This window comes from Pseudomonas sp. A0308, from assembly GCF_044218815.1.
GTDB classification, from domain to species: Bacteria; Pseudomonadota; Gammaproteobacteria; order Pseudomonadales; family Pseudomonadaceae; genus Aquipseudomonas; species Aquipseudomonas iridis.
Genome location: NZ_CP162581.1, coordinates 3271605 through 3295170 on the forward strand (window position 1 = coordinate 3271605; position 23566 = coordinate 3295170).

21 protein-coding genes are annotated in these 23566 nt (G+C 59.8%); 8 read left to right on the top strand and 13 right to left on the bottom strand.

Annotated elements, in window-relative coordinates:
- Positions 1 to 28 precede the first annotated feature (28 nt).
- Entirely contained in the window at positions 29 to 811 is a 783-nt protein-coding gene (locus tag AB4P92_RS15070; RefSeq protein WP_395597821.1) for an N-acetylmuramoyl-L-alanine amidase, read from the top strand.
- 76 nt (positions 812 to 887) lie between these two features.
- Positions 888 to 2501 (top strand): EAL domain-containing protein, encoded by a 1614-nt coding sequence (locus tag AB4P92_RS15075; protein WP_395599675.1) that lies wholly within the window; start codon positions 888 to 890, stop codon positions 2499 to 2501.
- Here AB4P92_RS15075 and AB4P92_RS15080 read toward each other — a convergent pair.
- Together AB4P92_RS15080 and algB are read right to left on the bottom strand one after the other, a co-directional pair.
- Positions 2498 to 4288, bottom strand: a complete 1791-nt coding sequence (locus tag AB4P92_RS15080) for a KinB sensor domain-containing domain (protein ID WP_042556946.1) — start codon at positions 4286 to 4288, stop codon at positions 2498 to 2500. The two genes, AB4P92_RS15075 and AB4P92_RS15080, sit on opposite strands and share 4 nt — an antisense overlap.
- 10 nt (positions 4289 to 4298) lie before the next feature.
- On the bottom strand, positions 4299 to 5645 hold the full coding sequence (algB, locus tag AB4P92_RS15085) for a sigma-54-dependent response regulator transcription factor AlgB (protein ID WP_042556945.1): 1347 nt from the start codon (positions 5643 to 5645) through the stop codon (positions 4299 to 4301).
- Positions 5646 to 6072: 427 nt separating this feature from the next.
- Between algB and AB4P92_RS15090 the strand changes: the two genes are divergently transcribed.
- From AB4P92_RS15090 to AB4P92_RS15110, 5 genes are all read left to right on the top strand, one after another.
- Positions 6073 to 6357 carry a hypothetical protein gene (locus tag AB4P92_RS15090; protein ID WP_395597822.1) on the top strand — a complete coding sequence of 95 codons (285 nt, stop codon included), beginning with the start codon at positions 6073 to 6075 and terminating at the stop codon, positions 6355 to 6357.
- A gap of 74 nt (positions 6358 to 6431) precedes the next feature.
- Positions 6432 to 6596, top strand: a complete 165-nt coding sequence (locus tag AB4P92_RS15095; protein ID WP_042556943.1) for a DUF1328 domain-containing protein — start codon at positions 6432 to 6434, stop codon at positions 6594 to 6596.
- A 2-nt stretch (positions 6597 to 6598) separates the two neighbouring features.
- On the top strand, positions 6599 to 7063 hold the full coding sequence (locus tag AB4P92_RS15100) for an inhibitor of vertebrate lysozyme family protein (RefSeq protein WP_395597823.1): 465 nt from the start codon (positions 6599 to 6601) through the stop codon (positions 7061 to 7063).
- A 701-nt stretch (positions 7064 to 7764) separates the two neighbouring features.
- Positions 7765 to 9096, top strand: coding sequence for a glutamate/aspartate:proton symporter GltP (gene gltP / locus AB4P92_RS15105; RefSeq protein WP_042556941.1), 1332 nt, complete (start codon positions 7765 to 7767; stop codon positions 9094 to 9096).
- A 203-nt stretch (positions 9097 to 9299) separates the two neighbouring features.
- On the top strand, positions 9300 to 10529 hold the full coding sequence (locus AB4P92_RS15110; protein WP_042556940.1) for a nucleoside recognition domain-containing protein: 1230 nt from the start codon (positions 9300 to 9302) through the stop codon (positions 10527 to 10529).
- 103 nt (positions 10530 to 10632) lie between these two features.
- Here AB4P92_RS15110 and AB4P92_RS15115 read toward each other — a convergent pair whose 3' ends face one another.
- The 10 genes from AB4P92_RS15115 to AB4P92_RS15160 form a co-directional block, all read right to left on the bottom strand.
- Positions 10633 to 11259 (bottom strand): ABC-type transport auxiliary lipoprotein family protein, encoded by a 627-nt coding sequence (locus tag AB4P92_RS15115; protein WP_395597824.1) that lies wholly within the window; start codon positions 11257 to 11259, stop codon positions 10633 to 10635.
- Positions 11256 to 12194 carry an MlaD family protein gene (locus AB4P92_RS15120; RefSeq protein ID WP_047299189.1) on the bottom strand — a complete coding sequence of 313 codons (939 nt, stop codon included), beginning with the start codon at positions 12192 to 12194 and terminating at the stop codon, positions 11256 to 11258. The genes AB4P92_RS15115 and AB4P92_RS15120 overlap by 4 nt, the downstream gene beginning before the upstream one ends.
- Before the next feature lies 1 nt (position 12195).
- Positions 12196 to 12999: an ABC transporter ATP-binding protein gene (locus AB4P92_RS15125; RefSeq protein WP_395597825.1), complete on the bottom strand. Its 804-nt coding sequence runs from the start codon at positions 12997 to 12999 to the stop codon at positions 12196 to 12198.
- Positions 12996 to 14144: an ABC transporter permease gene (locus AB4P92_RS15130; protein ID WP_042556936.1), complete on the bottom strand. Its 1149-nt coding sequence runs from the start codon at positions 14142 to 14144 to the stop codon at positions 12996 to 12998. Before AB4P92_RS15130 ends, AB4P92_RS15125 begins: the two co-directional genes overlap by 4 nt.
- Positions 14145 to 14198: 54 nt before the next feature.
- Complete coding sequence (locus tag AB4P92_RS15135; protein WP_395597826.1) at positions 14199 to 15227, bottom strand: DUF5924 family protein; 1029 nt, start codon at positions 15225 to 15227, stop codon at positions 14199 to 14201.
- 112 nt (positions 15228 to 15339) lie between these two features.
- On the bottom strand, positions 15340 to 16719 hold the full coding sequence (locus tag AB4P92_RS15140; protein ID WP_042556934.1) for a pitrilysin family protein: 1380 nt from the start codon (positions 16717 to 16719) through the stop codon (positions 15340 to 15342).
- A gap of 175 nt (positions 16720 to 16894) precedes the next feature.
- A complete protein-coding gene (locus AB4P92_RS15145; protein ID WP_042556933.1) occupies positions 16895 to 18553 on the bottom strand; it encodes a Na/Pi cotransporter family protein in 1659 nt (552 codons plus the stop codon).
- Between the two features lie 391 nt (positions 18554 to 18944).
- Positions 18945 to 19712 carry a TerC family protein gene (locus AB4P92_RS15150; RefSeq protein WP_042556932.1) on the bottom strand — a complete coding sequence of 256 codons (768 nt, stop codon included), beginning with the start codon at positions 19710 to 19712 and terminating at the stop codon, positions 18945 to 18947.
- An 85-nt stretch (positions 19713 to 19797) separates the two neighbouring features.
- Complete coding sequence (locus tag AB4P92_RS15155) at positions 19798 to 21105, bottom strand: CitMHS family transporter (RefSeq protein ID WP_042556931.1); 1308 nt, start codon at positions 21103 to 21105, stop codon at positions 19798 to 19800.
- Between the two features lie 370 nt (positions 21106 to 21475).
- Positions 21476 to 21802 (bottom strand): DOPA 4,5-dioxygenase family protein, encoded by a 327-nt coding sequence (locus AB4P92_RS15160; RefSeq protein ID WP_115147892.1) that lies wholly within the window; start codon positions 21800 to 21802, stop codon positions 21476 to 21478.
- Between the two features lie 82 nt (positions 21803 to 21884).
- Between AB4P92_RS15160 and AB4P92_RS15165 the strand changes: the two genes are divergently transcribed.
- Positions 21885 to 22547 carry an NAD(P)-dependent oxidoreductase gene (locus AB4P92_RS15165; protein ID WP_047299187.1) on the top strand — a complete coding sequence of 221 codons (663 nt, stop codon included), beginning with the start codon at positions 21885 to 21887 and terminating at the stop codon, positions 22545 to 22547.
- 4 nt (positions 22548 to 22551) lie between these two features.
- On the opposite strand, the gene AB4P92_RS15170 is transcribed toward AB4P92_RS15165, so the two are convergent.
- Positions 22552 to 23502 carry a choline sulfate utilization transcriptional regulator gene (locus tag AB4P92_RS15170; protein WP_395597827.1) on the bottom strand — a complete coding sequence of 317 codons (951 nt, stop codon included), beginning with the start codon at positions 23500 to 23502 and terminating at the stop codon, positions 22552 to 22554.
- Positions 23503 to 23566 lie beyond the last annotated feature (64 nt).

Sequence of the window (23566 nt, forward strand, 5' to 3'; positions counted from 1 at the left end):
TTACTGTCTTGTGTAATTGCCCTCTGCCATGAAATTTTTTGCCCTCCTCGCGTCGCTACTCGTTCTGGCCGGTTGTGCCAGCGGTCCGCGTTATGACACCAGCCATCCTTCCGCCAACTACGACAGCCGTATCCAGTTCGTGGTCGTGCATTACACCTCGGCTTCCCTCGAGCGTTCGCTGCAGTTGCTGACCCACGGTGAGGTCAGCAGCCACTACCTGATCGGTGACGACCAGCGCGCCACTGTCTACAAGCTGATGGACGAAAACCAGCGCGCCTGGCACGCCGGTGAGAGCCAATGGCAGGGCCGCACCTGGCTCAACTCCAGCTCCATCGGTATCGAAATCGTCAACCCTGGTTTCACAGACACCCCAACCGGGCGCCTGTGGTATCCCTACAGCGAAGCGCAGATTCAAGCGCTGATCGTTCTGCTCAAAGATATCAGCAAGCGCAACGGCATCAGCCCGCAGCACATCATCGGTCATAGCGACATCGCGCCCCTGCGCAAGCTTGATCCAGGGCCACTGTTCCCGTGGAAGCGTCTCGCCGCCGAAGGTCTGGGCGCGTGGCCGAACGAAAAGGCCGTAGCGCGCCAGCAAGCGTTGTTCACCAGCGGCGAGCTGCCAAGCATCAGCTGGTTTCAGGCGCAGTTGGCCCATCTGGGCTATGAGACGCCGCAAACTGGCGAGCTGGACGTCGCGACGCGCCACGTCCTCGCCGCGTTCCAGATGCACTTCCGTCCTTCGCGGTTTGACGGCACCCCGGACGCGCAAACGGCGGCGTTGCTGCTGGTTCTAAATCAGACAAAATAATGACGCCCGCCCGACGGTCAGGGCGAACTTCCAATCAGCAGCTATAACTCATTGGTAATTCTTCGGATATTCCATGATGGTTGCTACCCGAGCGACGCTGCGTAGCTGGTTTTATCGCCCAGGGTTTTTGGCGATGATCGCGGCCGTCCTCAGTGCAGGCCTGTTATTCAGCGGCGCGATGTTCGTGGCGATGCGCCAGGTCGAACAAAGTGAAAGCCAGGTAATGAACGCTCAGGGCGAACGCTTTCTCGCCCGGCTCGAGCAGTTGTTCGGACAACTACGCGAAAGCCTCGACGACCTCGAAGCCCAGCCGTTGCGCAGTTGTGACGACGAGATGATCGCCACGCTGCGGCAAGTCACCTTCAACTATCGCTTCGTCTATGAAGCGGCTTATATGGACGCCTCGCGAGTCTGCTCCAATCGTCCGCGCGAAGAGGGTCTGTCGGTTAACCGCGCGCCGGACATCAAAGGCCCGACCTACAGCTACTGGCTGAACACCACAACCGAACCCGACGAAAACCGCGCAGCATTGATGCTTGGGCGCGGCAATTTTCGTGTGGCTACATCACGCGGGCATTTGACCGACATGGTCGACCTGTCGCCCGGCAGCAGCCTGCTGGTAGTGCTGGACCACGGCTCCCGCGCCATTCCGGTGCTCGGCACTGCGCAGACATGGCCACCAGCGGAACCCTGGCCGCCAAAAAGCCGCGACGCCCTGCAAGTCACCCAGAATCGATTGATCTACCGCATGCCCACCGACAACCCGGAATATCAGTTGGTGCTGATCACACCGCGCACCGGCATGCAGATCCCCACCATCTGGTGGTGGATAGTCCCGGCCTGCCTGGTGCTGGGCGCTGTCGTGGGGTTCTGCATATTTTTGCTGGTGCGCCAGCGCCAGTCACTGGATGCCGAACTGCACGGCGCCATCCGCCGCGGCGAACTGCAAGTGCTCTATCAACCGATCTTCGACCTCGACAGCCGCAACTGCGTCGGCGCTGAAGCCTTGCTGCGTTGGCGCCGTCCGGACGGCACATTGACCAGCCCGGACCTGTTTATCCCGATGGCGGAAAATACCGGGCAGATTCGCCAGATGACCGACTTTGTCCTTCAACGCCTACTGGAGCAATTGGGGCCAGTGTTGCGCGCCAATCCGCAGCTGTATATCTCAGTCAACCTTGCCGCATGCGACGTGATGGTGCCGCGCATCGGCCCGGTCATGGCGCGGCTGCTGGCCTTGCACAGAGTGGCAGCCAAGCAGATTGCCTTCGAGGTCACCGAGCGCGGCTTGATTGATGTGGTGGTCGCTCGGGATAACCTGCAAGCGCTGCGCGATCTGGGCCATCAAGTGCTGATCGACGATTTCGGCACCGGCTATTGCAGCCTCGCCTACCTGCAAACCCTGCCGGTGGATTGCCTGAAAATCGACAAGGCGTTCATCGACGCGCTCGGCCATGACGCCGCCAGCAGCGGCGTCGCTCCGCACATCATTCACATGGCGCAGGCCCTGGATCTTAAGGTGATTGCCGAAGGGATCGAGCTGGAATCGCAGGCCGAACTGCTCAGCAGCGAAGGCGTGAAGTTCGGTCAGGGCTGGCTGTTCGCCCATGCCCTGAGTGCAGTGCAGTTCATTGAACTGATCACCCGCGGACGGCGAATTGCAGGGCGCCGGATGGATGACGAAGCCTAAACCGCCAAAGCCATATAAAACTGCGTGCCCTGCCCCGGCCGCGAATAAACGCCCATCCGTCCACCATGCAACTGAACAATCTCCTTGCACAGCGCCAGGCCGAGCCCGGCCCCGCCCTTCTTGCGCCCGACCTGAACGAACGGCTCGAAGATCCGCCCTTGCTGGCCGTAGGCAATGCCTTCGCCATTATCCTCGACGCTGATGATCACCCGCTCGCCATGGCGACGTGCCTGCAAACGGATCTGGCCGTCCCGGGCGGTATGGCGCAAGGCGTTATCGATAAGGTTGTCGAGCACCCGATCAAGCTGCGCCTGGTCAGCCTGCAAGCGTGGCAAAGGCCCTTGTACTTCCACAGTCAAATCGATGCCTTTTTCCGCCGCCAAATCGGCAAAGCGTAACTGCGCCTGCGCCAGCAAATCTTCGATGGAACACGGCGCGAGCGTCAGTTTCTGCAAGCCGTTCTGGTAACGCGAGAAGTTGAGCAAGTCATTGATCAATTGCATCAGGCGCTGCATTTCTTCGTTGACGGTGTCGAGCAGGTCGGCCTCACGGGACTCCGGCGCAAACTTCGCCCGCTCGCGGAACAGCCCGAAAGCCATGTGCATGCCGGTGACCGGCGTTCGCAGTTCATGGGACGCGCGCAGCACAAACTCGCTGCGCACCCGCTCGAAGGCTCTTTGCTCGGTGACATCGTGCAACACCATCACCGCGCCAAGAATGTGACCTTGAGTGTGGCTGACCGGCGTCAGGCTATAAGTCAGCAGGCGCGACTCGCCATCGACCTCGATACTCAAGTCTTCCGGCGCCCGCTCCAGCGTGCCGCCGCGCAACACCAGTTGCAGCTGCTCATCCAGTTCCGGCCGCTCAAGTGCGCTGCCCAAGCCCTGGCCGAGACGGTCGTCGTCCCAGCCCAATTGGCGCTGGGCGACCGGGTTGAGGTGCTCGAGATGGCCTTGGCGGTCGATCATCAACAAGCCGTCGTCGATGCTGTCGAGCACCGCCTGCAAGCGTTGCTGACCGGCCAGTAGCTCATCGACGTTAGTGGCCTGATGCTCGCGCAGCGCCTCAGCCATCAGCCCGAACCGGCGCGAGAGCAAATTCACTTCCATCGCCGAGGAGATCGGCAGCGTCACTTCGAAATTGCCCTGGCCGATGTTATCGGCCGCTTTGGCCAGCGCCTCGATGGGCGCACCAAAGCGCCGGGAAATCCCGTGCGCGGTAATGAACCCGATGATCAACACCGCCAGCCCGACCAACCCGAGCAGGCTCGCAATCAGCAACGCCCGGTCGCGGGCCGCGTGCTGCACCGAATTAATGTTGTCGAGCGCGTGCTTGTGCTCGGCGATCAAGCCATTGCGCAAGGTATTGAAACGCTCACGAAGGTCACTGTTGCCACTCAGGGCTGAACCCGGGTCACGGGACTGATCAAACACCTGGAGAAACTTCAGGTAATCGGACTTGGCCTGCGAGAACCCGTAATGACGGCCATCACCCTTCTCCTCCTGAGCAATGCCTTCGTCAAGCAACTGGAAATAATGTTGTTTGGACGCTTCGAACGCCTCCGGGTCAGGCTTCTCGGCAAGCATCATGATCAGCTGATCGCCGAGGGTCTGGCGCAGTTTCAGCCCCAGGTCGAGGGTGACAAAGTTGTTGCGGATCAATGTTTCCTGAGTGCCGGCCATCTGCATCACGCTGACCAGCCCGAGCAACAGCCCAAGCAGGGCCACGGTGATGAGCGCGGAAATGCTGAGGAACAACCGGGTCCGCAACTTCATCGCCAGTTTCATCGTCGGGCACTCACAGGTTGTACTGCTTGCGCTTGCGATACAGCGTCGAGGCGTCGATGCCCAGGGTTTTCGCGGCTTGATCCAGAGTGCCGGCGGTGGCGAGTACTGCGCCGATGTGGGCTTTCTCCAACTCATCCAGGCTCAGCGCGGCACCGACGCGTGGCGCATTGTTGGCCGGCTGCTCAGCCATGCCCAGGTGAGTGATCTCCACCCGTTCCTGCGGGCAGATGATGCTCGCCCGCTCGACCACGTTGCGCAGCTCGCGAATGTTGCCTGGCCAACGGTAGCCGAGCAGCGCTTCACGGGCCTCGTCACTGAAACCGCGCGCCGGGCGTGCGTACTCTTTGACGAAGCGCGCGAGGAAGCGATCGGCCAGCGTCAGAATGTCCTCGGCCCGCTCGCGCAGCGGTGGCAGGTGCAAGGTGATGACGTTGAGGCGATACAGCAAGTCTTCACGGAAGCGACCATCGCGCACCATGTCTTCGAGGTTGAGGTTGGTCGCCGCCAGAATCCGCACATCGGCGCGGCGAGTCACCGGGTCACCTACCCGCTCGTATTCCTTGTCCTGAATGAAGCGCAGCAACTTGGGTTGCAAAGTCAGGGGAAAATCGCCGATCTCGTCGAGAAACAGTGTGCCGCCGTCTGCCTGGTTGACTCGACCCAAAGTACTTTCGCTGGCGCCGGTAAACGCCCCGCGACTGTGACCGAACAACTCGCTTTCCATCAACTCGGCGGTCAGCGACGGGCAGTTGATGGTCACGCAGGATTTCTTCTCGCGTTTGCTCCAGCCGTGAATCGCTCGGGCCAACTCACCTTTACCGGTGCCGGATTCGCCAAGAATAAGAATGTTGGCATCGGTACCCGCCACTTGCCGCGCGGTTTCCAGGACGACTTTCATCGCCGGGCTATGGGAATCGAGGCCGTCCTTGGGCTTGCGGATTTCGCCTTCCAGCGCTTCAAGACGCGCCGAGAGTTGGCGCACTTCCAATTGCTTGGCAGTCGCCAGCCGCAATTGGTCCGGGCTGCACGGTTTGACCAGGTAGTCGGCGGCGCCGGCCTGGATCGCATCCACGGCCGTGTCGACAGCCGAGTGGGCGGTGACGATCACCACTCGCATCCACGGTGCCTGAATGCGCATCTGCGCCAAAACGTCGAGGCCGTTGTCTTCGCCAAGACGCAAATCAAGGAAGCACAGGTCGAAGACCTGACGTTGCAGCAGTGCCTCGGCCTGAGCCGCGCTGTTGGCGGTGGCCACCGTATAGCCTTCGTCTTCGAGGCAATAGCGGAAAGTTCGCAGGATGGCGGATTCATCATCCACCAGCAGAATGCGGCCTTGTTGCTCAGTGGCAGATTCCATTTTTCCTACGCTCCATAGTGATTGATCTTGAGTTAGTCCCGGAAAAATCGGGCAAGTTGCATGGTTGATTCTGAACGATGCCAGCCATAGGAGGGTAGCCCTCTCCTGCCTTTACGGCTAATCCACTGATTTTGTTGAATTTTTAAACAATCACTGCCTTGCAGGCATTTACCTGCGTACTTTTCTGACATCTGCGCCCTGCTCTCAATTCCATAAGAATGAATTCACCTACGACAAAATCGTGCAATGCGCACGACCGCAGATGCTGCATCGTGCAGGATGCGTCCCGCGGATTTCCTCAGTGCAATGTAAGCTATTGATTTTATTGATTATTTTTTAGATAAAAAACTGGCATGCAGGCTGCAATACCTTGTTCATCCCGGGCAGATCAGAACTGCCCCAACCGAATAAGCGTGAGGAACCCAGGATGACTCGCCAATGTGCCGCCCAAATGCGTATCTCGCCTCTGCATATCCAGCAAGGTCTGTTTGGCGTGCTCGCGCTGTTGATCACCCTGATCGCGTGTCAGCAATACCTGAGCTGGGAAAACAGCCAGAAGCCTGAGCCGCTGATCTCGATCCAGCACAGCACGCAGAAGCACTTCAGTGCCGTCAGCAACACTGCGGCCGAGAGCGCTTCGATGCGCATGATGGACGTCGACCAGGCGCAGCCAATGGATCAGCTGCCGCGTGAAGAGCGCTGGGTCTTTTAATTGAATTAACCGGATTCGGGCGCGATGCGCCGGAACACGCAACATCCCTAAATAGAGAAGTAAGGAGAATCACCATGTTGAGTTGGGCAATCACATTCTTGATCATTGCCATCATCGCTGCGGTACTGGGCTTCGGTGGTATCGCGGGCACCGCCACGGGTATCGCCAAGATTCTCTTCGTCGTGTTCCTGGTGATGTTCGTTGTGTCGTTCTTCATGGGCCGTCGCGGCCGAGGTTGACGATGAGCGTTTCGAAGACACTGGCAGCCGCCCTGCTTCTGGGCGGTAGTGCCATGGCGATGGCGGCCAACGACGGCCAGGCGCGGGTCAACGAACTGTTAAGTTCCGACTCGCAGTACAGGGAAACCTGGCAAGGCGTGGTGAAGAAGGAAGAACGCCTGCCGGAATGGGTGATGAACCTGTCCGGCACTTCCGAACAGCAGATGAATGCCGTGGAAGAAGATGGCGACAAATACCTTGTTGGCCCGCTCTGCGAAAATGCAGACAAGTGCCTCAATCACCGCTTGATCGTTGCGTTCAGCTTCGACAAGGACGATGCCTACGGCATGCTGGTTGATGTGCCCGAAGGTCTGCCGTCCGACAAGTCGCCAACGCGACATGCCACTTACAGGTTCTTCGGCAAGCCTGATCAGGGCATGCAGGATCTGTTGATGGAAACATTGAAAAAAGATCCGAAGTGGTACTGAGTTTGAACATGAGGGCAGCGCCTGCGCTGCCCTCTATTGCGCCCACCCGATGACGGTCGGCGCATGACCAGGGGGCCGGGACGTTCTGACTGCTACAGAGTCGGAGTGACCTACGGGTACAGGGAGTGCCTGCGCAAGGGCCGGGTCAGGGTAAAAGCTGCCGCAAGTTCGTCAATCCAAAGGGGTTCGACGGGCTTGCGCCAAGCTTTCATTCAAGCAAAACCTTGATCCAGAGCGTTCAGCCCCTTCTTTTTATCGCCCACACTGCGCGCGAAAACATTACGCGGTGTTTCCTGGCGACCGTATATCGAGAAAGAGACCTTTTAAACAGTCGGACTTCGGGTCTCGATATGTAGGCTTTTTCCTGAAATTTCCGTCGAAATTCCTCGCTCAAAAAATAATCAATTTACGCTGCGATGGCCGGTTCACGGCACTTATGCCGGCCGAAATGTCACAATCGAACCGGTTGGGACGCCAGTTTCATTTAAAAAAGCTCATGCCGATTCGGCATAGGGTAGGCGTTTACGGCATTAGACGGCGCAACCTTGCATCGGAATAGTTGCGCCTTTTTTCGCCTGCCGAAGAGCCGTCAATACGCGCTTCGGGGCACCTTATACGGAGGCAGATGCACAGACTTTTCCGCTAAAAAGCGTTCCAGTTCCTGCATGTGCCTGAGTCAAACGCAAGTAAGGGTAAAGATAATGAAGAAGGCAAGAATTAGCCTCGCCTGGCAGATCCTCATCGGTCTGGTTCTGGGGATTGCAATCGGCGCGTTGCTCAACCATTTCAGTGCCGAGAAGGCCTGGTGGATCAGCAACGTCCTGCAACCGGCAGGCGATATCTTTATCCGTCTGATCAAGATGATCGTGATCCCGATTGTCATCTCTTCCCTGATCGTTGGCATCGCCGGCGTGGGCGACGCCAAGAAACTCGGGCGTATCGGCCTGAAGACGATCATCTATTTCGAAATCGTTACCACCATCGCCATCGTCGTCGGTCTGGTGCTGGCCAACCTGTTCCATCCGGGTACCGGCATCGACATGAGCACCTTGGGTACGGTGGACATTTCCAAGTACCAGGCGACTGCCGCCGAAGTACAGCATGAACACGCGTTCATCGAGACCATCCTCAACCTGATCCCGTCGAACATCTTTGCGGCCATGGCCCGCGGCGAAATGCTGCCGATCATCTTCTTCTCCGTGCTGTTCGGTCTCGGTCTGTCGAGCCTGCAGTCGGACCTGCGCGAGCCGCTGGTGAAGATGTTCCAGGGCGTCTCGGAAAGCATGTTCAAAGTCACCCACATGATCATGAACTACGCCCCGATCGGCGTATTCGCACTGATCGCGGTTACCGTGGCCAACTTCGGCTTCGCTTCCCTGGTACCGTTGGCCAAACTGGTGATCCTGGTTTACGTCGCCATCGCCTTCTTCGCCTTTGTGGTGCTGGGCCTGATCGCCAAGCTGTTTGGCTTCTCGGTGTTGAAGCTGATGCGCATCTTCAAGGACGAACTGGTACTGGCTTACTCCACCGCCTCCTCGGAAACCGTGCTGCCGCGCGTGATCGAGAAGATGGAAGCCTACGGCGCGCCGAAAGCCATCTGCAGTTTCGTGGTACCGACCGGTTACTCGTTCAACCTCGACGGTTCGACCCTGTACCAGTCCATCGCCGCGATCTTCATTGCCCAGCTGTACGGCATCGATTTGTCGATCAGTCAGCAACTGCTGTTGGTACTGACCCTGATGGTCACCTCCAAAGGCATCGCCGGCGTACCGGGCGTGTCCTTCGTGGTGCTGCTGGCGACCTTGGGCAGCGTTGGTATTCCGCTCGAAGGCCTGGCGTTCATCGCCGGTGTCGACCGCATCATGGACATGGCCCGTACCGCGCTGAACGTGATCGGCAACGCTCTGGCCGTGCTGGTTATCTCCCGCTGGGAAGGCATGTACGACGACGCCAAGGGCGAGCGCTACTGGAACTCCCTGCCGCACTGGCGCAGCAAGGAAAAACTGCCGGCCGGCGAGATTTCCAAGCAGTAATCCAAGACCCTGTGGGAGCTGGCTTGCCAGCGATGAGGCCAGCACATTCAACATCTTTGTTGACTGACACACCGCCATCGCGGGCAAGCCCGCTCCCACAGGGATCACCGCCAGCCGTTATAAACAAACCCCGGAGAAATCCGGGGTTTGTCGTTTCTGGCGACCCCGTTATCATTCGCCGCATCTTCCGGGGGATTTGACTGATGCTTAATGGCCTGTGGCTTGGCTTCTTCATCGTGGCAGCCGTGTCGGCGCTGGTGCAGTGGCTGGTCGGCGGTAATGCCGGGATTTTTGCGGCGATGGTGGAAAGCATTTTTGCCATGGCCAAGCTCTCGGTCGAGGTCATGGTGCTGCTGTTCGGCACGCTCACCCTGTGGCTGGGTTTCCTGCGCATTGCCGAGAAGGCCGGGATCGTCGACTGGCTGGCCAAGGTGTTGGGGCCGTTGTTTCTGCGGTTGATGCCTGAGGTTCCGCCCGGCCACCCGGCCCTCGGCCTGATCACCCTGAACTTCGCCGCCAACGGTCTCGGTCTGGACAACGCCGCCACGCCGATCGGCCTCAAGGCCATGAAGGCGTTGCAGGAACTCAACCCCAGCGCGACCATCGCCAGCAACGCGCAAATCCTTTTCCTGGTGCTCAACGCTTCCTCCCTGACCCTGCTGCCGGTGACGATCTTCATGTACCGCGCCCAGCAAGGCGCGCCGGATCCGACCCTGGTGTTCCTGCCGATTCTGCTGGCGACCAGTTGCTCGACCATCGTCGGCTTCCTGTCGGTAGCCTTCATGCAGCGTCTGCGGATCTGGGACCCGGTGGTGCTGGCGTATCTGATTCCCGGCGCGCTGATCCTCGGCGCGTTCATGGCACTGCTGGGGACAATGTCGGCCACGGCGCTGGCGGGGCTTTCGTCGATCCTCGGCAATCTCACGTTGTTCGGGCTGATCATGCTGTTTCTGGTGATCGGTGCTTTACGCAAAGTGAAGGTTTACGAGGCCTTCGTTGAAGGCGCGAAGGAAGGCTTCGACGTTGCCAAGAACCTGCTGCCGTATCTGGTCGCGATGCTCTGCGCCGTTGGCGTATTGCGCGCATCCGGGGCGCTGGATTTTGGTCTCGACGGGATTCGCCATTTGGTCGAATGGGCCGGTTGGGACACCCGCTTCGTTGATGCGCTGCCCACAGCGATGGTCAAACCGTTCTCCGGCAGTGCTGCGCGGGCGATGCTGATCGAGACAATGCAGACCTCCGGCGTGGACAGCTTCCCGGCGCTCGTCGCGGCGACGGTGCAGGGCAGTACCGAGACGACGTTCTATGTGCTGGCGGTGTATTTCGGTGCGGTGGGGATTCAGCGCGCAAGGCATGCCGTGGGTTGCGCGCTGTTGGCGGAACTGGCCGGCGTGATCGGCGCCATCACCGTGTGCTACTGGTTCTTCGGCTGATAGAGACCCCTGTGGGCGCTGGCTTGCCAGTGATGAGGGCAGCACATCCAGAACCTCTGGTGACTGACACACCGCCACCGCTCCCACAGGGATTGTGTCGAGCTCAGGGTCTTTGGGGGGCCAGTTTCTGACCTTGGTCCACGGCCCACGCGACGACTTCGGCGGTGAGACGATCACTGGCCTGGCCAAACCCGGCGACCACCGCCGGCACTTGCACATCGCTCAGCGGCTGACGTTCTTCAAACCGGCGACTGGCCAGGATTCGCTGGTCATAGCCGCGCACCAGTAACGCATCGAGGCGCACGACGACGCTGGCCTGGGTGCCCTGATACTCGGTCTGAAACGCCTGCAAATTCCCGCCCAGCTCCAGATCCGCCTGAAAGTTGCTGTCATCGGTGCTCAGCAACGTCACCCGGCCATCGCGCTGAAAACCATCGAGTAGCCGATTGCGCAGCAATACCGGCGCCGGATCGCTCCAGCGCGAAGCCTTGTAGCTGCTGATCACGTCACCCTGCGGGATCACCGCGATGGTCGGCCGGTTCAACGCTTCGCTGGCCTGCAACTTGTTCAAGCGCAGCGACCACTGCTGTGTCGCCGCCGAACCGCGCGAGGCGGGCGCCTGTGCTGCCGGCAAGCGGTAGACGTCCAGCGGCTCGGATTCGGGGAAGATCGTGCACGCGCTGATCAGCGTAAGGCCAGTGGCGAGGAGGGCGAGGCGGGTCAGCTTCATGGCGTGAACTCCTTGTTCTTGTCACTGCCCAGCAGGTAACCGCTGGGGTTGGCCTCCAGACGTTGGGAAATGGCCCGCAGCGAAGACAGGGTTTCGCGCAGTTCGCGGATCGCCGGCGCCAGGCCGTTGAGGCCCTGCATGCCGCTGTCGAGGGAGTTCTGGTTCTTGTTCAGCAACGCATTGATGGTGACGCTGCTGTCTTCCAGCGACTTCATTGCCTGCTCGGCGCTGCCCAGCGCCTGTTTGCCCTGATCGTTGAGCAGGCCGTTGGCGTTCCGCATCAACGCCGAGGTCTGTTCGAGCATGCTGCCGGCCTGTTTGCCGACGCTCGCCAGTTGCTGCATGGCCTGGCGAATGTCGCCGCGCTGATCGTTGATGGTGCCGGTGGTCTGTTCGAGATGGGCGAGGGTCCTGCTGACGCGTTCGACGTTATCCTCGGAGAACATCTGATTAGCATTGTGCAGCAGGGCACTGATGCCGCTCATCAAGTCGTTGCTGTCATTGAGCAGCCGCGAGATGGGCGAGGGCGACGCGATGATCACCGGGAGCTTGCCGTCATGCCCCTTGAGGGTCGGGCTCTGCGGCGTGCCGCCGCTGAGCTGGATGATCGACGTGCCAGTGATCCCGGTCAGCGCCAGTTTGGCCTGGGTGTCTTCCTTCACCGGCGTGTCGCCGCCGAGACGAATCCGCGCCAGCACCCGCCGTGGGTCCTGCGGATCGAGGCGCAGGCTGACCACGTCGCCGACCTTGATCCCGCTGTACTGCACCGAACTGCCCTTGGACAGGCCACTGACCGCCTCGTTGAACACCACCTCGTAATCCTTGAACTCGGTGTCGACGCTGGATTTGGCCAGGAACAGGCCGAAGAGCAGGGCGCCGGCCACCACCAGCACGGTGCACAGGCCAATCAACACATGATGCGCTCGGGTTTCCATGTCAGACCTCGTTGAGCAGTTTGGCGGCGTCCAGCGCCGAGCGGCCGCGCGGGCCGTGGAAATATTCGTGAATCCACGCGTCATCGGTTTCCGAGACCACGTCGATGGCATCGGCCACCAGCACTTTCTTCTGCGCCAGCACCGCCACGCGGTCGGTGATGGTGTAGAGCGTGTCGAGGTCGTGGGTCACCAGAAACACACTCAGACCCAACGCATCACGCAGGGTCAGGATCAACTGATCGAACGCCGCAGCGCCAATCGGATCGAGGCCGGCGGTGGGTTCGTCGAGAAAAAGAATGTCCGGATCCAGCGCCAAGGCCCGGGCCAGAGCGGCGCGCTTGATCATGCCGCCGGACAGCGACGCCGGATATTTGTCTGCCGCCGACAGCGGTAGCCCGGCCAGCGCCAGTTTGACGGCGGCCAGATGCTCGGCATCTTCGCGGCTCAGGCCCGCGTGTTCGATCAGCGGCAGGGCGACGTTTTCGGCCACGGTGAGCGATGAGAACAGCGCACCTTTCTGAAACAGCACGCCAAAGCGTCGTTCGATCAACGAGCGCTCATGCTCCGCCAGGCTCGGCAGATTCTGGCCGAACACTTTGACGATGCCCTCGCTGGGCCGGCGCAGGCCGACAATGCTGCGCAGCAGTACCGATTTGCCGCTGCCGGAGCCGCCGACCACGGCGAGGATTTCGCCTTTGTACAAATCCAGATCGAGGTTCTCGTGCACGCTCTGCGTACCGAAGCGGTTGCACAGGTTACGGACTTCAATCACCGCCTCCGAGGGCGCACGGGGTAGACGACTCACCAGCCCATCTCCATGAAGAACAGCGCAGCCACCGCGTCGAGCACGATCACCACGAAAATCGACTGCACCACACTCGACGTGGTGTGTGCGCCGACCGATTCGGCGCTGCCACTGACCTTGAAGCCTTCCAGGCAGCCAATTGCCGCAATCAGAAACGCGAAGATCGGCGCCTTCACCAGGCCGACCAGAAAATGCTGAACGCCGATGTCGCTTTGCAGCAGCGAGAGGAACATCGCCGGCGAGATATCCAGCGACACCGCGCAGACCACGGCACCGCCGATGATTCCGCAGATCATCGCCAGAAAGGTCAGCAGCGGCAGCGCCACCAGCAACGCCAGCACGCGCGGCACCACCAGCAGCTCCATCGGGTCAAGGCCGAGGGTGCGAATCGCGTCGATTTCCTCGTTGGCCTTCATCGACCCGATTTGCGCGGTGAACGCACTGGCGGTGCGCCCGGCCATCAGGATCGCGGTGAGCAAAACACCGAACTCACGCAGGAAGGCAAAACCCACCAGATCGACGGTGAAGATGCTCGCGCCAAAACTGGCCAGCACCGTCGCGCCGAGAAACGCCACCACAGCCCCCACCAGAAAGGTCAGCAACGCCACGATCGGCGCGGCGTCGAGGCCGGTCTGTTCGATGTGCGCGATCATCGGCGTGATACGCCAGCGCTTGGGCCGAAACAGGCCACGAGCGATGGTTTCCAGAATCAGGCCGACGAAGCCGAGCAGTTGCAGGGTGTCTTGCCAGACCGTGTCGACGGCGCGGCCGATGCGCGTCAGCAATTGCACGCTGACGCTGATTTCCGGTTCCTTGATCGGCACGCAGAAATCGGTCAACGACTGATACACGGTCTGCAGCAGCGCGCGGTCGGCGCTGGAGATTGTGCAATCGGGATGTTCGGCGGACTTGCCGAGGCGCTCGGAACCGAGCAGTTCCACCAGCAATGACGCGCCAGCAGTGTCGAGGGCGCCGAGGCCGTTGAGGTCGATGGGCGTGTCGGTGTCGTACTGGCCGCGCAGGGTTTCGCTCAGATGTTTGAGCTCGGTGTAATGGGCAAGCGTCCAGTCTCCGCTGATCCGCAGGCGGGCAGGGGTGTTGGACGTGTCCAATTGGGCGCTGCCTGTCATCGAGCTGCTGGTCATAAGCTCCGTGCTTGTTCGGCTTCTAAGCGAACTAACGTAATAGCACGAACCGGATTACTTTTCTTTGACCGGTGTGCTGTCGGTGATTTCAAAGCGCAGCACACCGATCAGTTGGCCATCCTCGGTCAACACCCGCACTTGCCATTTGCCCGCCGGGTTGCCGGGGAAATTCTGTTTGTGCGTCCACGCCCGGTAGCCTTCCTTGCGCCCGCCGTGGATGTCGAGGGCGATGCGATCGACCTCTTTGCCGTTGAACTGCCAGACGTGATAAATCCGCTCATCGAGCCCGCGCGGTGCATTGATCGCGGTGTAGGCGTAGAGGCCGCCGTTGCGGATCTGCTCGGCGCTGACCTCATCGAGACTGGCGCCAGGGGTGCGATCCTGCATTTGCGTGCTGATTGCCACATCGGTCATCCATAGCGTCGCCGGCGGCACCCACGAACGCAATGCCCAGCCGACGCCACCGATGCCCACGGTGATGCACAGAATCGCCAGCGCGTTGCGTACGGTGCGGATCGGGAAGATCGACGCCAGGCTCGGGAACGACAGCAGCACGGCAATCCCCAGCGCCCATTTGAAACTTTGCGAGGTGGTCAGGTGCATGATCACCGGCAACGCCGTGAGCAGGGCGGCGAACAGGGTCAGAGTGTGCAACGCGAGAAACGCCCAGCGCCGTGGCGCCAGCCATTTGTAATAGAGCGGGTCGACGATGGAGATCAGCGCGGCGACGCTGAGCAGGCCGGTAAAGATCAGTTGGCTGCTGTTCCACGTCGTGGTGATGAAAAAGAACGGCAGGACAAAAAACAGGCTTTCCTGATGGATCATCTGCGTCGCATAACGCAGCAGCGGTTGAGGAATTTCCCGTTTGAACACCCGCGTGAAGAGGCCGGTGAGGGTGTTTTCCAACATCAGCCAGATCCAGCTGAGCAGCATGATCACCGTGATCCAGCTCGCCAGTCCCTGCTGGCGATCGACCAGCATGAAACTGCCGACCCCCGAGATGAAACCACCCAGCGCAATGACCCCGGGGTAGCGCTTCATCAGCTCGATAATGCGCTGGATAAGGAGGGTCAGTCTGGACATTTTGGCGGTTCACAACGATAGGGGAAAAAACCTCGACAGAGTAGCGCCCACCGGGCCACGTGGCGAGGTTGGCAGTCAGTTATTCGGTGTATTGACTGCGATCTTTTGATCTTCACGCGCGCTTACGATGCAAGCGCCAGCCAATCAACATCAGCAGCACCAGACCCACTCCACCTGCAGCTACCCACAACACCTGATCATCACTGATCAGCGGCTTCTCGATCCGCAGATACCCCGGTTGCAACATCAACTCACGCATGGCCTTGTTCGCCGTTTCCAGCGTCACGCCTTGCAGGTCCCGCGCAGGGTTGGCGAAGCGGCCGTCCTGATAATCGCTCAGCGCGCTCCAGTAATAATCGGCCATCGCACTGTTGCCTTGTACCGCCCAGGCCTGATGGGCGATGGCGGCCTGTTTGATCCGGGCGAAGGTGTCAGGGTCGAGACCGTTTTTCAGCAAGTCCGCCTTGAGGTCTTCCAGGACCTGAATGGCTTCGTCGACGTCATCGCGATCCAGGTCAGCGTTGAGGCTCATGAAGCCGACGCCGCCGAACACTTCGCGTTCGGCCCACGGCCCGTAGGACAAACCGTGGTTCAGGCGAATCTGCCGGTACAGCGCCCAGTCGAGGTAATCCTTGAGGATATCGAAGGTCTGGTCGTACTGATCGTCCAGCACCGGCTCCGGCACCAACCAGTGCAACTTGGCGCCGTCACCCATGAAGCCGCGGGTGAGGGTGCGCTCGTGGGCGGCGCTGGTGCTGATGTCCGGCAGCGGACGGTGCTCGCTGGGTTCGACCGGTTCGAGGGCGCCCCACGTGCGTTCCAGATAAGCCGGCAGCAGTTTGTCGAGTTCGCCGACGATGATCAGGGTCATGTTGTTCGGCGCGTACCAGGCCTGGCGCACCTTCTCTAACTGCTCTTGGGTCAGATGATCGACTTCGGCGCGTTGCGGGCATTTCAGGCCCAGTTCGACGGCCAATTGATTGCTCGCGGTGTGGCCCAGATCCTGACGATCAAGAAAACGTTGCAGGCGCGTGTAATGGCCGCCGTCTTCACGCTCGACCACGCGTTTGGCGGCGTTGATCGCGTTGTCGTCAATGCGGGTCTGGGTCAGCAGAGCCAGCAGCAGATCGAGCACCTTGCGCTGGTTCTTCGCCGGGGCTTCGATGACGAAGGTGGTGTCGGCATTGCTGGTGAAGGCGTTCCATTCGCCGCCCAGGGCCTGCATGCGTTCTTCGAGACCACCTTCGCCAGTGGCGTCAATGCCGCTAAACAGCAGGTGTTCGAGCAGGTGCGGCAGCTCTTTTTCGTCGCAGTCAAAATCATCGAGACCAACGCCGACCACCAGGCGGATCGCCACATGCCCACGCTCGGTGCCGGGCTTGAGCATCAACTGCAAACCGTTGGGCAACGCATAGCCTTCGACCTGAAAACGATCCAGGGCGAAGGAGGGTAGAGAACCGAGCAACAGACAGGCGAACAACAGGCAACGCATAACAGGCTTCCATACGGCTGATTTGGAGATCCGTGTCTTCAGTCAGGCCCTCTTCACTGGCAAGCCAGCTCAAACAGGGATCTATGGCGCACAAAACCCTGTGGGAGCTGGCTTGCCAGCGATGACGGCCTTGAGGCTGAACTCTGAGTTACTGACTGACCACAACCGCAGACGTTCAAGGCGAATGCGTAATGTCGCTCATATCATCCGCCGCCAGCGCGCCGGTATCCGCCGTTTCCAGCACCACATACGCACTGCCGCAGAACAGCGAATTGAGCCGGCGCATGTCCGCAATCAACTCCAGATGCAGCGAACTGGTTTCAATACTCTGCACGATCTTGCGCTGCAATCGGCTGACATGCGCATGGGCCAAACGGCGTTCCTGTGCGCGAAAACGACGTTTTTCGCGCAACAACTGCCGGGCACTTTCCCGGTCGCCACTGAGAAACACCGACAGCCCCAACCGCAGGTTGGCAATGAGCTGCTGATGCAGCACGGCCAGATCCTCCAGGCCCTCTTCGGAAAACGAACGACGTTGCGAAGTCTTCTGCTGCTGGATCTTGCGCAGCATGCGTTCGATGACATCGCTGGACAGTTTCAGGTTGATCGCCAACTCGATGATCTCGGCCCAGCGTCGACTGTCCCGCTCGCCGAGATCCTCGCGCGGCATCTGCGCCAGATACAGCTTGATTGCGCTGTACAACGCTTCGATGTCGTCGGTCAGCCTGCGCACCTCCTGAGTGACGGCGGTCTGCTTGCCGCGCAATACATCGAGAGTGGCATCGAGCATGTTGTCGAGCAGATCGCCCATGCGCAGGGTTTCCCGCGCAGCGTTGGCCAGCGCAAGGCTTGGCGTGACCAGCGCGGTCGCGTCGAGATGACGCGGTTTGGCGGTGCCGTTGACCTCCGGCCGTTCAGGCAGCAGCCAGGCACACAGCCGCGCCATCGGCCCGACACTCGGCAGCAGGATCAGGCAACGCGCGGTGTTGTAGAGCAGATGGAAGCCGATGACCATTTCCTGCGGGCTGAAATCGAGGCTGTCGATCCAGTGCACCAGCGGATCAAGCACCGGGATGATCAGCAGCAGGCCGATCAGCTTGTACAACAAACTGCCGAGCGCCACCTGCCGGCCCGCCGCGTTCTGCATGCTGGTGCTCATGAACGCGAGAATGCCGCTGCCGATGTTGGCGCCGATCACCAGACCGATCGCCACCGGCAGACTGATCACCGCTGCCCCGGCCAGTGTGGCGGTGAGCAGGACGGCGGCGAGGCTGGAATAGGAAATCATCGCGAACAGCGCGCCGACCAAGGCGTCGAGAAGGATATCGCCAGTCAGCGAGGCAAAAATCACCTTCACCCCTTGCGCATGGGTGATCGGCGCAGCGGCCTCGACGATCAATTGCAGCGCGAGAATGATCAGCCCCAGACCGATGGATACGCGACCCATTTGCCCGAGCCGCGTCTGTTTGCGCGACAGAAAGAAAATCACCCCGACAAAAATCAGCAGCGGCGACAGCCAAGACAGGTCGAAGGTCAGCACCCGGGCCATCAACGCCGTACCGACGTCGGCGCCGAGCATGGTCGCCAGCGCCGGGGTCAGCGCCATCAGGCCCTGGCCGACAAAAGAGGTGACGAGCATGGCGGTGGCGTTGCTGCTCTGCACCATCGCGGTCACGACGATACCGGCGACAAAGGCCAGCCATTTTTTCGACATGTTCTGGCCAATCACATGGCGCAACTGGGTGCCGTACACCCGCAGGATGCCGGTTCGAACGATGTGCGTGCCCCAGATCAGCAGGGCGACGGCGGAAAGCAGATTGAGCAGGGTGAGCATGCAAACCCCCTGAAATAGCAGCGCTCCAGAGGAGCAAGTTGACGGTGCCGCGCGGTTTCTACGTTCTGATACTTAAGCTGTAGTTGGCTAACGGTCTGTGCGCCAGCATTGCACAGCCAAAGTGGTGATTGAAACAAAAGTGTCATGAAAAGGCGTTCATTCACGTTCGCCACAAACACGGCAAAACCCTGTGGGAGCTGACTTGCCAGCGATGACGTCGGCACAGCGAACATTGATGTCGACTGACACCCCGTTATCGCTGGCAAGCCAGCTCCAACAGGTTCTTCTGTCTGCGTGAACTACGGTTTTTCAAGCATCAAAGACAAAAAAACCTGTGGGAGTCTGGCTTGCCAGCTCCCACAGGTTTTGTATTGACTGCTGGATTACCGGGTTACTGGCCCGGAATGTCCTTGCGCAGTTTCACCGGATCTTGCTGTTGTTTCTTCTTGGCCATCGCGCCACGCAGTTTGATATTGATCGCTTCCACTGCCAGCGAGAACGCCATCGCGAAGTAGACGTAGCCTTTTGGCACATGCACATCGAACGATTCTGCGATCAGCACAGTACCGACCACCAGCAGGAACGACAGCGCCAGCATCTTCAGCGACGGATGTTTGTCGATGAAATCGCTGATAGTCCCGGCCGCCAGCATCATCACCAGCACCGCAACGATGATCGCTGCAACCATGACTGGAACGTGCGAGACCATGCCGACAGCGGTGATCACCGAATCCAGCGAGAAGACGATGTCGATGATCGCGATCTGGATGATGGTGTAGAGGAAGTTGCCACCCTTGCCGCTTGGCGTTTCTTCGCTTTCGTCTTCGCCTTCCAGTGCGTGGTACATCTCTTGCGAGCTTTTCCACAGCAGGAACAGACCACCGAAGAACAGGATCAGGTCGCGGCCGGAGATGCCTTGGCCGAACACTACGAACAGGTCGGCCGTCAGGCGCATGACCCAGGTAATCGACAGCAGCAACAGGATCCGCGTGATCATGGCCAGCGCCAGACCGAAAATCCGGGTGCGCTGCTGCATGTGTTTGGGCATGCGGCTGACCAGGATCGAAATCATGATTATGTTATCGATGCCGAGGACGATTTCCAGGGCGGTCAGGGTAAAGAAGGCAACCCAGATTTCAGGGTTGGTCAGCCATTCCATGTGTATTCCTTTGAGCGATTGTTAAACCACAAAGAGTCCGGGCTTCAAACAGCGAAGCCGGGACTCTGTGCAGTGAGTCTTGGGCTTATAGAGTGCTGAAGAGCGGAAAAGTCCCCAACAGCAGTGCAGCAATCAGGATGCAGATACACACCAGGATCGCCCATTTCAGGGTGAAACGCTGATGGTCACCAAAATCGATCCCGGCCAACGCCACCAACAGATAAGTCGATGGCACCAACGGGCTCAGCAAGTGGACGGGCTGGCCGACGATCGAGGCACGGGCCATTTCCACCGCAGTAATCCCGTAGTGGCTGGCGGCTTCGGCCAACACCGGCAACACACCATAGTAGAACGCATCGTTGGACATGAAGAAGGTGAACGGCATGCTCACCAGCGCCGTGATTACCGCCAGGTACGGGCCGAGGAAATCAGGGATCACTGCCAACAGGCTCTTCGACATCGCATCGACCATACCGGTGCCGGTCAGGATACCGGTGAAGATGCCGGCCGCAAAGATCAGCCCGACCACTGCCAGCACACTACCGGCGTGCGCCGCGACGCGATCCTTCTGCTGTTGCAGGCAAGGGTAGTTGACGATCATGGCGATACTGAATGCAACCATGAACAACACCGGCAGCGGCAACAGGCCGGCGATCAGCGTGCACATCAGGCCGAAGGTCAGGGCGCCGTTGAACCAGATCAGCTTCGGACGACGGGCATCCGGGAACTGCGAAACACTGATTTCGCTGTGATCGATCTCGTCGCCGATCAGGTGCAACTCGCCCAGACGCGCACGTTCGCGTTTGCCGTAGAAATAGGCAATCAGCAGGATCGCCACCACGCCAGCGGCCATGGCCGGGATCATCGGCACAAAAATGTCCGAAGGATCGACATGCAGCGCACTCGCCGCACGAGCGGTCGGACCGCCCCATGGGGTCATGTTCATCACGCCACCGGCGAGGATGATCAGGCCAGCCATGATCCGCGGGCTCATGCCAATGCGGCTGTACAGCGGCAGCATCGCGGCCACGCAGATCATATAAGTGGTCGCGCCGTCACCATCAAGGGAAACGACGAGCGCCAGTACGGCGGTGCCGACCGAAACTTTCAGTGGGTCGCCCTTGACCAGTTTGAGGATCTTGCGCACGGCCGGGTCGAACAGGCCGGAGTCGATCATCAGGGCGAAATAGAGAATGGCGAACATCAGCATCACGCCAGTCGGCGCCAGCTTGGTGATGCCTTCGAGCATCATCGGACCGATCTTCGGCGCGAAGCCACCGAACAGCGCAAACAGAATCGGGATGATGATCAGGGCGATCAGCGCGGACAGGCGCTTGGTCATGATCAGGAACATGAACGTGATGACCATGGCGAAGCCAAGGAAAGTCAGCATGGGATTACTCCAGGCGTAGCGCGGCTAGTTAAGTGAGCGGATCGGGCGAGATCAGCGCAGAACGGGAAGCACGAGGCGTACGGGCGGAGTGGCAACGAAAAGACGCGGGAAGAGGCGGGCTACAGAGGACATCAGAATCACCATTGTTGTTGTTAATTGGGCCGGGCGAGCGAGAGATCACACGCGTTGGCCAACCGGTCTGTTGCCGGAAGTGAGGGCGATCCTAATCGGGGAAGCTTTCAGCTACCTTTCGCGGGCGAAACCTTTGAATGAACGGTCAACCGATCGTCGGATGCGATCAAAGTCGATTTGCGCACGAGCAGCTGAGGTGCGTGCGCGAAGAAACGCGTCGGGCGTATCAACGACCTGATTAAAAAACAGACAAATCCAGTGTCCGCATCGCCCCCATCCAGATCGCATGCTCGGTGTGATCGACCCAGTCATCGCCGGTGTCCGGGTGCAGAAACACCACCAGGCCTTTGCGATTGAGGGCCAGCCACGGCAGCACCTCGCCGATCAGCTCGGGGCCGAAGGCCAACTGGCAGCTCCAGTCCGGGTGCGGGCCGACCGGTCGTTCGTGGACGCGGCCCATCTTCAATGGAAACAATTGCGCGGCCCGCTCGCACAGTGCCCGTGCCTGTTCAATCGTATTGGCGTCGAAATAGACGTGGGCGTGGTAGCCCTTGATCGCTTGCATCGCAAACCCTCTGAATCGGTTCGAACCCTCGACGTAACCCGTATGTCACACGTCATACAAGGGATAACAAAAGGGATCAGCCATGAAAAATGCCGAAACCCCGGTGGTAAAAGTGGTGCTCTATGGTGCCATGAGTAGCCTGGGCGCTGCGTTGATGGCTGAACTGCTGCGCCGACAGCACGAAGTCATCGCCATTCTCGACGACCTGACCGCGCTCGCGCCGCGTCCAGGATTGCGCACCAAAAGCGGTGACCTGTTCGATTGCGAGCGGGTGAATCAAAGTGTCGCCGGCAGTTCCGCGGTGATCTGTTTGCTCGATGCCCCGGGGCTGCCGTTCAGTAGCGACCATGTTGAACGCTCGGTGGTGCTTGGCCCGGTCGAACAGGTACTAGCCGTTGATGCTCTGGTCGACGGGCTGCAAGCGGCCAATGTGTCGCGGCTGTTTCTGGTGGGGGAGTTTGCGGTACTCGACGAGCCGGAGCTGGATGAACGCTTACAACGTCACGCTGCCGAAGAAATTCGTGAAGCGGTGCAAAGCAGTCCACTGCACTGGACGCTGGTCAATGCGCCGCAAGGCGTGGCTGGGCTGACCATTGAGCATTTCAGTCAGGTCGGCGGCAATCTTGAGCCGGGTTTGGCAGAACCGCTGGAACGCTTGAATCGCGTGGCCGTGGGAATTGCCGATGAGCTGCGACTTAATCTGCATGTGGGTCAGCATGTAAATTTTGTCGCGGCGTCCGGCTGATTGATCACACCGCAATCGAAGGCAACGCGAGCCCGGTAAGGGATTCGGCACAGCTGGCCTGCTCCTCCATCAGCCAATCGACAAACTGCTGAATCAACACTCCACGCCGTTTGCGCTGCGGCAACACCACGTAATAGCCAAGGCGCGACAGCGTGGTCTCGGCAATCGGTCGACACAGCAAGCCCTGACTGAGCAAGTTATCCACAAGGTGACGCCAGCCAATCGCCACGCCTTGGCCGCCGATCGCCGCTTGGATCAGCAGTGTGTAATTGTCGAAGCGCAATTGCCCCGGCGCCGGCGGGGTAGTGATGCCCAGTTCGCGGAACAGCCCACTCCAGTCGAACCAATTGCTGCTGTTTTCCCCCCGCAGATGCAGCAACGGAAGTTCCAGTAGTGCCTGCGCGGTCAAGGGCAGGGCACGATCCTTGAGCAAGAGCGGACTGCACACCGGGAACACTTCTTCGCTGAACAGCCAATGGCTTTCACCCTGTTTGAAACGGCCATCGCCGAACAGGATCGCCACGTCGATATCGGTGCGCAGCATGTTGTGGTTGCGCTCACTGGTGACCAAGCTGACGTCGACGTGTGGATTGGCTTCATGGAAGCGATGCAGACGCGGCATCAACCAATACGCAGCGAAGGCAAAATCGGTAGCGACTTGCAGCACCTCATGTTGCTGCTGTGCGCTGATCGCACTCAAACCGGCGTCGATATTCTGCAAACCGAGGGTTACTTGCTCGAACAGGATAGTGCCGACTTCGGTGAGCTCGATGCCACGGTAGATTCGATCGAACAACCGTGAGCCCAGTTGCTCTTCCAGTCGTTTGATCTGCTGGCTGATCGCAGGTTGCGTGGTCCCAAGCTCCACTGCGGCGGCGGTAAAACTGCGATGCCGGGCAGCGGCCTCGAAGGCGCGCAACAGGTCGAGCGACAGATCACCAAGAGCTTCATACATAAGCTGTGCTTATCCTAGTCATTGCCCGGCGCGGGCTTTACCCGACAGAGCATGGACTCCATGC